We start from the raw sequence: 13,862 nt of genomic DNA on the forward strand, positions 1-13,862 counted from the left end.
GGAGCCTCGTAGGAACGTTTCGCTGGGTCACTCTCCACCTGAGTCGCCGCAACTTGGGGATGACCGCTAGGGGTGGTTGAAACCTGCAGAGAGACCCCTTGGTCGGGTAGGCGGGATTTGAACCCACGACCTCCTCGTCCCGAACGAGGCGCGCTACCAAGCTGCGCCACTACCCGTGTAGGCGGAGAAGGGTATCGGTCACCTGTCGGGACCGGTCGGGCCGACGGCGGCCCGGAACGACCGGTCAGGCGTCGACCATGGCGTCGCGGGCGGTGCGACGGAGGGCCAGCGGATCGACCGGCTTGACGATCCAGGCATCGGCCTCCGCCCGCCTGGCCAGGAACACGTCGGCGTCACGGTCGAGCAGCATCACCACCCGTTGCGGTGGGATCCGTTCGGCCCGCTGCTCGAGGCGCAGGTCCAGGCAGGCGGCCATGCCGCCCATGTTGCCGATCTGCAGGTCCAGGACCACCAGGACGGGATCATGGTCGCGGACAGCGGCCAGCACCTCGGCTCCGGCGTGTACACGGACCACCTCGTGGTCGCCGTCCAGCGCTGCCGCGACCTTCTCGTGGACGTGGTCCGCGTCCGTGGCCAGCAGGACTGTCGAGGCGCTCACGGACCGGATCGTACCGGTGAGCCGACCGCCAGGGCCGGTTCGGGAGCCGACCGGCAGGGCCCGTCGACGCAGTCCCGCTCCGGGCGTCTACATTCATCGCACGGGTCCGGCCACATGGGCCGGGCGAGCGGAGGAGGCCCCGATGCTGGAGATCACGGTAGAACGACATGACGACTACGTGCTGTGCCGGCCGGCCGGCGAGTTGGATGCCTACACCGTGGCGCAGTTCCGCGAGGCGCTCACAGAGTTGTCCGACGAGTCGTACGTCCTAGTCGACCTGTCCGACGTGCCGTTCATGGACTCGGCAGGCCTCGGAGCGCTGATCGGGGGCATCCGGCGGGCCCGGGAGAACGATGGCGACGTAGCCGTCGCCTGCAATCGTCCGGCACTCATCCGTCTGCTCCACACCACGGGGTTCGACCGAATCGTGCCCGTCCGTGAGACGGTCGAGGAGGCCGTGCTGGCCCTCGGTGAGGCTGCGGACTGATAGATCGGAGCCCCGGCGGCCGGCCGTAGGCTGGCCCGCCTGTCGCCCCGACCCGGGGTGACCGAAATGCACCTGCACCATGTCTCGCCTCCGCCCTGTCCATCCGTCGTCCAGCCGCCTGCTCGCCGCTGTCGTGCTGACCGGCGCGCTCGTGGGGCTGAGCGCCCCGACGGCCGACGCGCATGCAGAGCACGCCGAGCATCGTCCAGTGGTCGACGTCGTCGAGGTGAGCGGCTTCCTGGATCCGGTGCTGGTCGGGATGATGGTCGACACCCTTGAGGCCCTGGACCCGGCCGAGACCGTGGCGGTCGTGTTCCAGGTGGACAGCACGGCCTCGGTCGTCGCCGACACCGAGTTGCTCCGGCTGGCCCGACTCGTCGTCGGTTCACCGGTCACAGTGTCGTTCTGGGTCGGCCCGTCCGGTGCCCGCGCCACCGGTCCGATCGCCCAACTGGTGGTCCTCGGTGACGATGTGGGCATCGCACCCGGGGCACGCCTCGGTGCGTTCGGTGACCCCGTCCTGCCGGTCGGCGAATTCGGAAATCCGCTGGCCACACAGGGCATGGCCGACCTCCATGACCTGACCGTCGGCTACGACGAGGCCATCCAGAGGGGCATCGCCAGGCCAGCGCCGGTGCTGCTCGAGCAGCTGGCCGGTGTCCCCGGCTTCGAGGTCAGGACGCTGGCAGGCGACGATGGTGACGTCGTCCAGCCGGTCACCACGACCCGCTTCCGCCAGTTGGACGTGGTCGACCAGTTCTTCCACACCGTGGCAAGCCCGGCCGTGGCCTACCTGCTGCTCCTGATCGGCATGGGGCTGCTCCTCTTCGAGCTCTACACGGCCGGGGTGGGCATCGCCGGGGCGATCGGTGCCGGCTCGTTCCTGTTCTCCACCTACGGGCTCGGCGTGCTGCCGGCGAGGGGTTGGGCTGTCGCGCTGCTGGTCGTGGCCATGCTCGCCTACGGCATCGACGTGCAGGCCGGGGTCCCCCGCCTGTGGTCGGTGATCGGCACGGTCACCCTGGTGGCCGGATCGGTCTTCCTATTCGAGGGTCCGTCGTTCTCGTGGATCACCCTGCTGGTCGGCGTGATAGGCACGGTGATGGCCATGGTGGGCGGCATGCCGACGATGGTCCGTACCCGCTTCTCCACGCCGACCATCGGGCGCGAGTGGATGATTGGTGAGACGGGGAGCACGGTGGATCGCCTCGATCCCAACGGCACGGTGACGGTACGCGATGCGATATGGCGGGCGACCACGAACCGGGCCACACCGCTGGAGCCCGGCGACGACATCAGGGTGGTGGCGGTCGACGGCCTGTGGCTGGAGGTCGAGCCCATCGAGGGCGCTGCCCGTGACTACCGCAGCCGAGGCGACGGTTCCTGACGGGCCGACCTCCACTCGATCCCCCTTCCACCCTTGCCCGCGTCCGGACGCGCGCCGTAGGTTCGGCGGAGACCCGTGGCGACGGGTCGGAACAGGGGGCGGGGGAGTGCCAGGCGAGATCACCTATCAGGGCTGGAGGGTCAGGGCGGCATGCCGCGGACCCAGGCCCGAGGTCTTCTACCCACCGGCTGGTGGTGAGCGCCGGGACGAGAAGTTGATGCGGGAGCACCGGGCCAAGGCCATCTGTGACCTGTGTGCCGTACGTGGGCAGTGCCTGAAGTTCGCCGTGGAGCGCCGGGAGGCACATGGCATCTGGGGCGGGACCAGCGAATCCGAGCGCCGTGTGCTGATCGGGGCGACCGGCTAGGGCCGGTCGCAGGCAGGCGTCCGATCAACCCTCGGGGAGGCGCGGCCCCGCGATCCTGACGTCTCCGCGTCGGCGGGTTACCCCGGTTTCGTCCAGGCGGGCCAGGAGTGGCATGGCGTGCCTGCGGGTGTTGCCCGCCGCCACGCGAAACGTCGACACCGTGAAGCCCTCGGGATGTTCGGCCAGGATGCTGGCGGCCAGCCCGGCGGCGCCGTCCAGCGCCGAAGCGGCGAAGAAGATCCCCTCCACCTCCACCACGATCCCCCGGCGGACCAGTTCCCGGAGCTCACCGCGGTCCACCCCTTCCGGGTCGGGGGGTGCGAACGGCGAGGCGGCCAGTGCGGCCACGAACGGGTGGTCGACCAGCGGGTCGACGGCATCGACCGTAGTCAGTCGACCCGCCTCGACGACCACGCCGTCCAGCAGCTCCACCGCGGCCCGACTGTGTTCGTTGATCGTCGAAAGGTCCAGGCCCAGCGGACCGGCGTCTACCAGGGCGGCCCGCAGGTCGACCAGCGTCGTGTGGAGTTCGGTCGGATCGACCACCCAGCGGTCCACGTCGGGGTCACGGCGCTCCCCGGTCAGGCGCTCCAGCTCCTCGGCATCCACCCAGCCGCGTTCGCGGACCACACGGTCCACCGACCGGTCCGGGCGGGCCCTCGACGCCCGCTCGGTGGGATCCACGTCGAGCACCTCGCCGCCACCCACCGTCTCGGCCCTGCCCGACTCCCGCAGGACGAAACGGTCGCCGGGCAGCAGCGGAAGCGGCATCGGCAGGTGGAGCCGGACCGATCCCTCGTCGCCAGGCTCCAACGCCTCCGGGCCCAGGATCCGCATCCGCACCGGATGCTCGCCCGACCCCAGGTAGAGCACGTGCGCTCCCCGCCGTGACACAGGGTGGTCCAAGCGGTCCAGTACCCGGAGGGAGGCGTCCACCACCGTGGTGTGGTGCCACTGGCCGGCCCGGACCAGGACGTCACCCCGTGCCACCTCGTCGTGGGACACGCCGACCAGGTTCACGGCACAACGGCTGCCCGGAGGCAGCTCGTCCCTTTCGGCGTGGTGGTTCTGCAGCGCCCGTACCCGGACGGTGGCGCCCGACGGATGGACCTCCATCTCGTCGTCAGTGTGGAGCCGACCACCGGTCAGGGTGCCGGTCACGACGGTTCCCGAGCCCCGGGCGGAGAAGGCCCTGTCGACCCACAGCCGAGGTCGGCCATGGTCTGTGGCCATCGGCGTGGTGGCCAGCAGGTCGTCGAGCGCGGCGCGGAGTTCCACTACCCCGACGCCTGTCGGCGCATCGGTCCGGATCACCGGCGCCCCCTCGAGGAACGTGCCGGCCATGCGCTCCTCCACCTCGAGGTGGGCCAACTCGACCAAGTCGTCGTCGGCGGGGCCGACCTTGGTGAGGGCGACGATGCCGTGCCCGACTCCGAGCAGCTCGAGGATGCGAAGGTGTTCCTCGGACTGGGGCTTCCACCCCTCGGTAGCCGCCACCACGAAGAGGCAAGCATCCACCGCACCCACGCCGGCCAGCATGTTCTTGATGAACCGTACGTGGCCGGGCACGTCGACCAGCGAGAGGACGGCGCCCGATGGCAGCGTGGTGTCGGCAAAACCAAGGTCGATGGTCAGGCCGCGCGCCTTCTCCTCGGCGAACCGGTCCGGGTCAGTTCCGGTGAGGGCCTCTACGAGGGTCGACTTGCCGTGGTCGACGTGCCCGGCGGTGGCGACGACGTGCACGTGGCGTCAGGCGACGAGGGTGGCGATGGCAGCAGCCACCACGGCGTCATCATCCGGGTGGACGGTACGAAGGTCCAGGATCGTCGAATCGTCTGCCACCCGGGCGATCACGGGCGGGTCATTGGCCCGCAGGTCGTCCACGCGGTCGCCGGGCAGCAACAGGCCGGCGGATGGGATCTCCACCCCGGGCAGCGTGCCACCGCCCGGCACGGCAACGGTGTCCAGGGCCAGTTCCGGGTCGATGGTCCGGGCCCTGGCCCGGAGTTCCTCGACCGGAGTGGTGGCCATACGCCAGAACGGGATGGCCGCACCGTCGCGGGCCAGGTAGGCGAGCGCCAGGTCCTGGAGGGCGTGGAGGACCAGGCTGCCCGGGCGCAGGGCCCTGGCGAGCGGATGTGCCGCGCAGGCGGCGACCATGTCGGCCCGGCCGGCGATGATGCCGGCCTGGGGGCCACCCAGCAGCTTGTCGCCCGAGAAGGTGACCAGAGCAGCGCCGGCCTCCAGGGTCTGCCGGGCGGCCGGTTCACCCCGCAGCCATGACGGCGGCCCGTCGACCAGCCACGGACAGGCGGCGTCCAGCAGTCCCGACCCGATGTCGGCAACGACCGGCACGCCCAGGCCTGCCAACTCGGCGACCGATGCCGACTCCGTGAACCCCTCTATGCGATAGTTCGACCGGTGGACGTTGAGCGTCAGGGCGACGTCGGCGCCCGGCGCCCCGAGGGCGGTGGCGAAGTCGGCCCGCCTGGTCCTGTTGGTGGTCCCTACCTCGATCAGCCGGGCGCCCGACTGTGCCATCACGTCGGGGATCCGGAAGCCGCCACCGATCTCCACCAGCTCGCCGCGTGACACGGCCACCCCGCGTCCCTGGGCGAGAGCGGCGAGTACCAGGAGCACCGCCGCAGCACAGTTGTTGACCACCAGAGCCGCCTCGGCCCCACAGGCCCTGGCGATCAGGAGTGGGGCCCGCTCCTGGCGGGACCCGCGGTCACCGGTTGCCAGGTCGAATTCGAGGGTGGCGTACCGGTCGCTGCCGACGGAGGCACCCCAGGGGGCGCGCCCCAGGTTGGTGTGGAGCAGGACGCCGGTGGCATTGACCACCTCGGTCAGCATGGCCCGTCGCGTCGCCTCCGCGATCTCCCGGGCCCGCTCAGCAGCTTCGGTGGGATCACCGTCGGCCACCGCGGCGCGCGCCGCGTCGACGAGCAGGGGGTGGGGCAGGCCGAGGTCGGTCAGCGACCGGGCCAGCCGGTCGACGCTCGGCGGTCGTTCGGCCGGCGTGCCCGGCATGGGATCGACGGGATGGGTCATGCGGTCGCGAGGATAGGCGGACCCACCGGCGTGTCACCCGGGCGAGGCGAGGCGGACCCGCTCCCGCCGTAGCATGCGCAGGTGCTCCTCCTCCTCTTCCTGGTCTTCCTGGTGACGCCGATCGTGGAGTTGGTGGTGATCGTGCGTGTGGCCGGCTCGGCCGGGGTGCTCAACACGATCGGCCTACTGGTCCTGGTCAGCGTGGTCGGCGCCTGGCTGGTCAGGCGGGAGGGGCTGGGCATCCTGCGTCGGGCCCAGCGTGAGCTGGCCGACGGACGCATGCCCGGAAAGGAGCTGGTGGACGGCCTGCTCGTGCTGCTGGCCGGCGCCCTGATGCTCACCCCCGGCTTCGTGACCGACGCCGTCGGGCTGTTGCTTCTCTTCCCACCCGTCAGGGCGGTGATCCGCCATGTCACCACCCGTCGACTGGGCCGATCGGTCCGGGACGGTCGTACCCGGTGGCAGGTCGGAGGTAGTGGTGCCGGCGCCGGGCAACGAGGCGACGGTTCGTCGGGTGGTCCATCCGATGACGGTCTCCTCGACGCCGACTCCTGGGAGGAGGACCTTGGAGGTGGAGGCGCCGGGGACAGTCAGGACCGGTTGGGGTCCTAGGCCGATGCCTCTGCGGCATCGAGGGCGTCCTCGGCGACAGCCAGGAGGCGGGCGGTGCAGCCGGCCATGTCGATGGGCGGGGCCTCCTCCGTGACCAGTAGGTCGACCACGGCCCGGTAGGCGTCGGCCGCCGGACCCTCGCCGAGGGCAACCGGTCGGCCGTTGTCGCCGGCGGTTGCAACCGCGCCGTCCAGTGGGATGCTTCCCAGCAACGGGACACCGATATCGGCGGCCAGCGCCCCACCACCGCCGGCCCCGAACAACTCGTGGCGTCGACCGTCCTCGGAGACGTAGGCACCCATGTTCTCGATCACCCCGACGATCCGGAGGTAGTTGGCCCGTCCCATGTTGGCCACCCGGACCGCCACCTTCTGGGCGGCCAGTGCCGGCGTGGTGATGACGACCATCTCGGCTTGGGGAAGCATCTTGGCCAGGCCCATCTGGACGTCGCCGGTGCCGGGTGGCATGTCGATGAGCAGGTAGTCCATCGCACCCCATGCGACGTCCTCGCAGAAGTGCTGGACGGCCCGGTTCAGGATCAGGCCCCGCCACATGAGGGCCGACTCCTCGTTCTCCACCAGGAAGCCCATGGACACGACCTTCAGGAGCCCGTCGCCCATCGGCAACTGGATGGGATCGATCTTTCCGACCTCGGGCGATCCGCTGAGCCGACCCTCGATTCCGAGCATCCGCGGGACCGAGAAGCCCCAGATGTCGGCGTCCATCACCCCGACGGTGAAGCCGCGTGAGGCCAGCGATGCGGCCAGGTTCACGGTGACCGACGACTTGCCCACGCCCCCCTTGCCCGACGCCACCATGAGCACCCGGGTGTTCGTCGGGATCTCGGTCTCGGGTGCGTTCCGGCTGACGTTGAACCTGGCCTTGGCCATGGCGGCGGCCTTCTCCTCCTGGGTCAGCTCGTCCCAGGTGAGGTGGACCGCAGTCACGCCGGGGAGGCCGCCGACCCGGCTACGGACGTCCCGTTGGATCTGGGCCCTGAGGGGGCATCCGGAGGTGGTCAGGGCGATGGTGACGTCGACCGTGCCGTCGGCGTCGACGCGTACGGCCCGGGCCATACCGAGGTCAACGATGTCCGTGCCCAGTTCGGGGTCGATCACCCCGCGGAGCAGCCCGAACACATCCTCGACCGTGGGGAGCACGGGATCGACCATGGGTCCATCGTACGACGGCCGGGTCTGGGTTCCAGAGGAGTCCACGGTTATGCTCGGTGTCAGCAAGTACGAGCACCGGAGTCCTCTGGAGGATCTGATGATCACACTGACCGACGAGGCCACCGTCAAGGTGGGAGCGTTGATCGCCAGCGAGTCCGAGGAAGGCCTGGCACTGCGGGTCGCGGTCCGTCCGGGCGGCTGCTCCGGCTTCAGCTACGAGATGTACTTCGACACCGAGAGGACCGACGACGACCTCGAGCAGGACTTCGGCGACGTCCGCGTGGTGATCGACCAGTCCAGCGCACAGCTCCTGGAGGGCGCCACGCTGGACTACAAGGACGGCCTGAACGAAGCCGGGTTCTCGATCAACAACCCGAACGCCCAGCGCACCTGCGGTTGCGGCCAGTCGTTCAGCTGACCTCAGCGGCCCCGTAGGGGTAGGTACGCGGAGCCGGCGCTGAGGCGCCGGCCTTCGTAGTTTTCCCCGCTGCACCGGTTTCGGCTGTCGGCCCGACGGCGACCAGCGGGCACACTCATACCATGACATCCACCGATGGGCCCGACGTGCTCAGCCTGGTGGTCGACGGTGTCCAGGTCACGGTGCCCGACGACGGCGGCACCCTTCTGGACCTACTCCGCGACCGACTCGGCAACCGGTCGGTGAAGGACGGCTGCAGCCCCCAGGGCCAGTGCGGGTGCTGCACGGTGCTGGTCGACGGGCAGCCCCGGGTCTCGTGTGTGACGCCGGCCCGTCGGATGGCCGGTCGGACGGTGACCACCCTGGAGGGCCTGGATCCGGCAGAGCTGACCGCATGGGCCGACGCCTTCTGCACCACCGGTGGGAGCCAGTGCGGGTTCTGCACCCCGGGAATCGTGGTGCGGTTCGCCGGTCTGCGGGCATCGGCCCCCGACGGGTCCCCACCCGACCGGGACCGGGCCGCACGGTCGCTTCACGCCCACCTCTGCAGGTGCACCGGGTGGCAGACCGTTCTCGAGGCATGGGACGCCTACGGGACTGCACCTACCGGAACCGCCGGGAACGGAGCGTCCGGTAGGCGGGCTGCGCTGGAGGGCCGCACCCCCCAGGTCGTCGGCCCCGAGGTGGTGCTCGGTCGCGGCGGGTTCGCCGCCGACACGGCACCCGAAGGTTCGCTCGTGGCTGTTCCCGACGGCGACGGCGGGTGGGTGGTTGGAGCCACGCCGGCAGAGGCGAGGCTGTCCGCCGCCAGGGTCCAGGGCCGCCGGACCACCGCGGGCGCCGTCCCGCCGCTGGAGGCCCCGGATGGAGACTGGGAGGCCGTGCTGCGTACACCGTGGGTCGAACCGGCCTACCTGGAGACCGATGCCGCCTGGTGCGAGCCGGGCGGACGACCGTGCAGCCCGCTGGCCAACGGCGGGGCCTTCGGCGCCAAGCTCGAGTCGGTGGCGCCCGCCGCTGCCCGGGAGCTGGCCGACGAGCACGGACGTCCGGTTCTGGTGGTCCTCTCCAGGGAGGACACGGTCCGGATGGGGGCCAAGCGTCCACCGGTGTCCGGCGGTGCACGGGCCGACGGGACGGGCGTCCTACGGGTGGTACGCACTCCGGGCATCGTTGAGGCGGTGGCCGCCGTGGCCCCCGGTCTGGTCGTAGAGGAGGTCGACGTGGCCGGCCCTCCGACCTCGTCGTCGATTCGGGCCGCCGGGTGGGCCGAAGCCGTGGTGCTGCTGACCGGCGCCGGGGCGATGGATGGGCCGGTGGTATCGCCCGACGGCGCATCTGCCACCGCAGCGGTGGGCGACGACGGGATCTCCGTCACCGTCAGGTGTGGCGATCCGCTGGACGCAACCGTGCTGCGCTCCTACTGCGTAGGCGCGGCACACATGGCCTGGAGCTGGATCACATCGGAGGCCCTGTCGGTGGACGGTGACGGCACCGTCCACGACCTGACGGTCCGGTCGTTCGGGGTGGTGCGGGCCACCGACACCCCGACGATCTCGGTCGTCATCGAGGACGATGACGGCGAGCCGGTCAACGGTTCGGATGCCGTCTTCGCCGCGGTCGCCGCCGCCACATGGTGCCATCGAGGACGCCCCCACGAGCTGCCCACCGGATAGCCGTTCCGGCCGGGTTGTGGCAGGCTCGGCGCCGTTGCTGAGGAACGGAGCCCTCCCATGAGCAAGACCGTCGGTCCCTACACCCCGGTCGTCCGAGCCGGCGATCTGCTGTTCGTCAGCGGCCAGGTCGGCATCGTCGACGGCGGCGTCGGTCCCGTGAGTGGCACGCTCGCCGATGGCGGCGTCGAAGCCCAGGCGGCCCAGGCGCTGGCCAACCTGCGGACCCAGGTGGAGGCAAACGCGGCGACGCTGGACCAGGTTGTCAAGACCACGGTGTTCCTGACCGACATGGCCGACTTCGCGGCCGTGAACGAGGTCTACTGCGAGGCGTTCGGCGACCACCGTCCGGCCCGTTCGTGCGTGGCCGTGGCCGCGCTGCCCCTCGGGGCGCTCTTCGAGGTGGAGGCCATCGTCCACGTCGGCTGACCTGCCGGCTGATCTGGCGGCTGGAGCGGGAGTGCACAGGCCCAGGTCCAGATGGCAGACTGCGCCCATGCTCGGCGCGGTCCTGATGGTCATCCTGCTGGTCATCGTGATGCCGGTCGGCATCCTCATCAGCGGCGCGCTGGTCGCGTCGCTGCTGGGCAGGTTGTTGAAGTCCGACGTGGACGCCAGCCACGAAGGGTCGGAACTGCTCAAGGTGAGCGAGGCCAACCCCTATGCCGGCCCTGTCGGCGACTGACCCTGCCGGATCTGCGGGTCGCCTCGACGACCCGGGGGCCTACGGCGCTTGGACGCCCCAGCGGGACTGGCCGAACCGGTAGCCAACCGACCGCACGGTGTGGATGAGGCCGGCGTGCTCCTCGCCCAACTTGGCCCGTAGCCGCCGGATGTGGACGTCGACCGTCCGGGCACCGCCGTAGTAGTCGTAGCCCCAGACCCGACTGAGCAGGGTCTCGCGCGTGAACACCTTGCCGGGATGGGCTGCCAGGAACTTCAGGAGCTCGTACTCCATGTAGGTCAGGTCGAGCGGTTCGCCGTCGACGGCCGCCTGGTATGTCTCCAGGTTCAGGGCCAGCGGTCCGTACTCGACCAGCTCCGGACGGGTACCCCGCCCGGTTCGGTAGAAGAGGTGCTCGATCCGTGCCTGGAGTTCGGCGGGCCTGACAGGCGTCAGGCAGAAGTCGTCGAATAGGTCGTCACGCAGCTCCAGGTCGGGCAGCTGGCCGCCTCCGACCAGTAGCAGGAGTGGCGCCAGCGGCATCTCCACCTTCCGGAGCCGACGGCACAGGGCGAACGCTCCCTCCGGGTCGGTGTCGGCAACCACGATGGCGCCGGCCCAGCCCTCGTTGGGTTCGTCGGACATTGCGGCATCCGGGTCGGCGACGGACTTCCACGCCCAGCCATCCAGATCGAGGCACTGGGCCAGTTCCGGTGGCGGTGGGTCTGGGTAGACGAGGAGGGTGTCCATGGTGTGGGCGGGGTTTCCGTCCCTCCAGTCTGCCCGGTCGGGCCCGAACATGTCCCTGTCAGCAGGGTGGTCCCGGCCGGCGGGCACCGGCCGCCTACCAGTTGGGCAGGTAGGTCTCGAGCTCGAACGGCGTTACCTGCCGCTGGTACTCGCTCCATTCCGCCCGCTTGTTCCGGAGGAACCACTCGAAGATGTGGTCGCCGAGGGCGTCCCGCACCAGCGTCGACTCCTCCATCTCGTCCAGGGCCTCGCTGAGGTTCGCCGGGAGCCCGGCCACGCCCAGGTCCCGCTGCTCGCCCCGGCTCAGGTCGTACAGGTTGGCCCGTGCCTCCGGCGGGAGTTCCAGGCCATCCTCCACGCCGCGCAGGCCGGCGGCCAGGAGTACCGAGAAGGCCAGGTACGGATTGCATGCCGGGTCGACGGCCCGGTACTCGACCCGGGTGGAGTCGACCTTGCCGGGCTTGGGTATCGGGACCCGGACCAGCGCCGATCGGTTGTTGCGGGCCCACGACACGTAGCGCGGCGCCTCGTATCCCTCGTTGATGCGCTTGTACGAGTTGACGAGCTGGTTGGTGATGGCGGTGATCTCCCGGGCGTGTTTCAGCAGGCCGGCTATGAACGCCCTGGCGGTGTCCGACAGGCCGTTCTCCGCGTCGGGGTCGTGGAAGGCGTTCACCCCGTCGCGGAAGAGTGAGAGGTGGGTGTGCATCCCCGAGCCCTGAACGCCGTTGAGGGGCTTGGGCATGAACGTGGCGTACACGCCGCGGTCCATGGCGATCTTCTTCACTGCCAGCCGAAGGGTCATGATCGAGTCGGCCATGGACAGTGCGTCTGTGTACTGCAGGTCGATCTCGTGCTGGCTGGGGCTGTCCTCGTGGAACGAGTACTCGACCGGGATCGAAAGTGCCTCGAGCATGTGGAGGGTCTGCTTGCGGAGGTCCGATGCCACGTCGGCGGTGGTGAGGTCGAAGTACGACGCCTGGTCGAGTGGCACCGGAGCCGACGAGGTACTGGCGTCGGCGAAGTAGAAGAACTCGACCTCGGGGGCACAGAACATCTCGAATCCGGCAGCCCGGGCCCGGTCCACGTTGCGGCGCAGCACCTGCCGGGGGTCTCCCTTGAAGGGTGTGCCGTCCAGGTCGGTGATGTCGCAGAATATGGTGCCCGACGGTTCCTCGGGATCGGCCCACGGAAGCAACTCGAATGTGGCGGCGTCGGGCCTGGCCAGGACGTCGCTCTCCTGGATCCTGCTGAACCCGTCGATGGCAGAACCGTCGAACTGGAGTCCCTCGTCGAGGACGACCTCCAGCTCGGCCGGTGAGATCGCCACCGACTTGTGCCGACCCAGCACGTCGGTGAACCAGAGGCGGATGAGTCGGACGCCCCGTTCCTCGACGGTCCGCAGAACGTAGTCCCGCTGGTCCCGTCGTCGATCCTCTGCTGTCGTGACCATGGTCCCAGCATGTGGGGAGTGGGACCGGATCACCAGAGTTGGAGCCTTCGTTCACATTGCGTTCACAGTCAGAAAACGTTCATGAAACGGCTTCCGACGTAGGTTTGTCGGTGACCGGCGGCATAGCCGGTGACCGCTGAAGAGACGAACGCCGGCCTGACCGGCCGACCGGGAGAGACCACGATGGCCATCAGGGCTGAGTACATCTGGATCGACGGCACGGAACCGCTTCCGTACGTCCGCTCCAAGACCAAGATCATCGACGACGCCGAGCACCTCCCCATCTGGGGCTTCGACGGCTCGAGCACCAACCAGGCCCCGGGTGACAACTCCGACTGCGTGCTGCGGCCTGTGTTCTCGTGTCCCGATCCGCTGCGCGGCGGCGACGACATCCTGGTGCTGTGCGACGTGTGCCTCCCCGATGGGGAGATGACCCCGCACCCGACCAACACCCGGGCGGCATGCGTGGAGGTGTTCGAGAAGTTCGCCGACCAGGAGCCGATGTTCGGCATCGAGCAGGAGTACACCTTCTTCAAGGAGGGGCGCCCGCTGGGCTGGCCTGTAGAGGGCTACCCGGCCCCGCAGGGTCCGTACTACTGCGGCGTGGGTTCCATCGAGATTGCCGGCCGCGACATCGTTGAGGCCCATACCAAGGCCTGCATGGACGCCGGCCTTGCCATCTCCGGCACCAACGCCGAGGTGATGCTCGGCCAGTGGGAGTTCCAGATCGGTCCGGTGGACACCGTGGCTGCAGCCGACCAGGTCTGGATGGCCCGCTACCTGCTGTACCGGGTGGCCGAGGACTTCGGCGTCGACGCCTCGGTGGCAGCCAAGCCCATCAAGGGCGACTGGAACGGTGCCGGTGCGCACACCAACTTCTCAACCAGAGCCATGCGCGAAGGCTACGACCCCATCATCGCCGCCTGTGAGGCGCTGGGCGCCAAGGGCAAGATCGCCGAGCACATCGCCGGCTACGGGCTCGGGACCGAGGAGCGCCTGACCGGAGCCCATGAGACACAGCGCTTCGACCAGTACAACTACGGCGTGTCGGACCGCGGTGCCTCGGTCCGCATACCGTGGCAGGTCCACCTGGACCAGAAGGGCTACATCGAGGATCGTCGCCCGAACGCCAATATGGACCCGTACGTGGTCACCCGTCTGATCACGAACACCTGCTGTGAGGCCCTCGCCGGCTAGCGGTACATA

At 69.7% G+C, this 13,862-nt stretch carries 15 protein-coding genes and 1 tRNA gene; 9 read left to right on the plus strand and 7 right to left on the minus strand.

The annotated features are described in order from the left end of the window. Nucleotides 1-99: 99 nt before the first annotated feature. Together MK177_04615 and MK177_04620 are read right to left on the minus strand one after the other, a co-directional pair. Nucleotides 100-176, minus strand: a tRNA-Pro gene (locus tag MK177_04615). Nucleotides 177-244: 68 nt separating this feature from the next. Further along, nucleotides 245-619 carry a response regulator gene (locus MK177_04620; protein ID MCH2426599.1) on the minus strand — a complete coding sequence of 125 codons (375 nt, stop codon included), beginning with the start codon at nt 617-619 and terminating at the stop codon, nt 245-247. A 142-nt stretch (nt 620-761) separates the two neighbouring features. On the opposite strand from MK177_04620, the gene MK177_04625 reads away from it, so the two are divergent. From MK177_04625 to MK177_04635, 3 genes are all read left to right on the plus strand, one after another. Next, nucleotides 762-1,106: an STAS domain-containing protein gene (locus MK177_04625; protein ID MCH2426600.1), complete on the plus strand. Its 345-nt coding sequence runs from the start codon at nt 762-764 to the stop codon at nt 1,104-1,106. Nucleotides 1,107-1,185: 79 nt separating this feature from the next. Then, entirely contained in the window at nt 1,186-2,493 is a 1,308-nt protein-coding gene (locus MK177_04630; GenBank protein ID MCH2426601.1) for a hypothetical protein, read from the plus strand. A gap of 106 nt (nt 2,494-2,599) precedes the next feature. Beyond that, entirely contained in the window at nt 2,600-2,860 is a 261-nt protein-coding gene (locus tag MK177_04635) for a WhiB family transcriptional regulator (protein ID MCH2426602.1), read from the plus strand. Between the two features lie 24 nt (nt 2,861-2,884). On the opposite strand, the gene selB is transcribed toward MK177_04635, so the two are convergent. Both selB and selA read right to left on the minus strand, forming a co-directional pair. Next, a complete protein-coding gene (gene selB / locus MK177_04640) occupies nt 2,885-4,603 on the minus strand; it encodes a selenocysteine-specific translation elongation factor (protein ID MCH2426603.1) in 1,719 nt (572 codons plus the stop codon). A gap of 6 nt (nt 4,604-4,609) precedes the next feature. Continuing rightward, nucleotides 4,610-5,914, minus strand: coding sequence for an L-seryl-tRNA(Sec) selenium transferase (gene selA, locus MK177_04645; GenBank protein MCH2426604.1), 1,305 nt, complete (start codon nt 5,912-5,914; stop codon nt 4,610-4,612). Between the two features lie 81 nt (nt 5,915-5,995). Between selA and MK177_04650 the strand changes: the two genes are divergently transcribed. Then, nucleotides 5,996-6,526: an FxsA family protein gene (locus tag MK177_04650; protein ID MCH2426605.1), complete on the plus strand. Its 531-nt coding sequence runs from the start codon at nt 5,996-5,998 to the stop codon at nt 6,524-6,526. Here the strand turns inward: MK177_04650 and MK177_04655 are convergent. Then, nucleotides 6,523-7,698 (minus strand): Mrp/NBP35 family ATP-binding protein, encoded by a 1,176-nt coding sequence (locus MK177_04655; protein MCH2426606.1) that lies wholly within the window; start codon nt 7,696-7,698, stop codon nt 6,523-6,525. The two genes, MK177_04650 and MK177_04655, sit on opposite strands and share 4 nt — an antisense overlap. Nucleotides 7,699-7,795: 97 nt before the next feature. Between MK177_04655 and MK177_04660 the strand changes: the two genes are divergently transcribed. The 4 genes from MK177_04660 to MK177_04675 all read left to right on the plus strand — a co-directional run bounded on the left by MK177_04660 (nt 7,796) and on the right by MK177_04675 (nt 10,474). Further along, a complete protein-coding gene (locus MK177_04660) occupies nt 7,796-8,116 on the plus strand; it encodes an iron-sulfur cluster assembly accessory protein (GenBank protein ID MCH2426607.1) in 321 nt (106 codons plus the stop codon). A 122-nt stretch (nt 8,117-8,238) separates the two neighbouring features. Next, nucleotides 8,239-9,792, plus strand: coding sequence for a 2Fe-2S iron-sulfur cluster-binding protein (locus tag MK177_04665; GenBank protein ID MCH2426608.1), 1,554 nt, complete (start codon nt 8,239-8,241; stop codon nt 9,790-9,792). A gap of 57 nt (nt 9,793-9,849) precedes the next feature. Further along, a complete protein-coding gene (locus MK177_04670) occupies nt 9,850-10,218 on the plus strand; it encodes a Rid family detoxifying hydrolase (protein ID MCH2426609.1) in 369 nt (122 codons plus the stop codon). A gap of 67 nt (nt 10,219-10,285) precedes the next feature. Further along, nucleotides 10,286-10,474, plus strand: a complete 189-nt coding sequence (locus tag MK177_04675; GenBank protein MCH2426610.1) for a hypothetical protein — start codon at nt 10,286-10,288, stop codon at nt 10,472-10,474. A 39-nt stretch (nt 10,475-10,513) separates the two neighbouring features. Here the strand turns inward: MK177_04675 and MK177_04680 are convergent, their stop codons facing one another. Further along, nucleotides 10,514-11,290: a response regulator transcription factor gene (locus MK177_04680; GenBank protein ID MCH2426611.1), complete on the minus strand. Its 777-nt coding sequence runs from the start codon at nt 11,288-11,290 to the stop codon at nt 10,514-10,516. 7 nt (nt 11,291-11,297) lie between these two features. After that, entirely contained in the window at nt 11,298-12,656 is a 1,359-nt protein-coding gene (gene glnA / locus MK177_04685; GenBank protein ID MCH2426612.1) for a type I glutamate--ammonia ligase, read from the minus strand. A 129-nt stretch (nt 12,657-12,785) separates the two neighbouring features. Here glnA and MK177_04690 point away from each other — a divergent pair, with 129 nt between their 5' ends. After that, a complete protein-coding gene (locus MK177_04690; GenBank protein ID MCH2426613.1) occupies nt 12,786-13,853 on the plus strand; it encodes a glutamine synthetase beta-grasp domain-containing protein in 1,068 nt (355 codons plus the stop codon). The last annotated feature ends 9 nt before the right edge of the window (nt 13,854-13,862 follow it).

The sequence above is a fragment of the Acidimicrobiales bacterium genome (assembly GCA_022452145.1).
Lineage (GTDB): Bacteria > Actinomycetota > Acidimicrobiia > Acidimicrobiales > MedAcidi-G1 > UBA9410.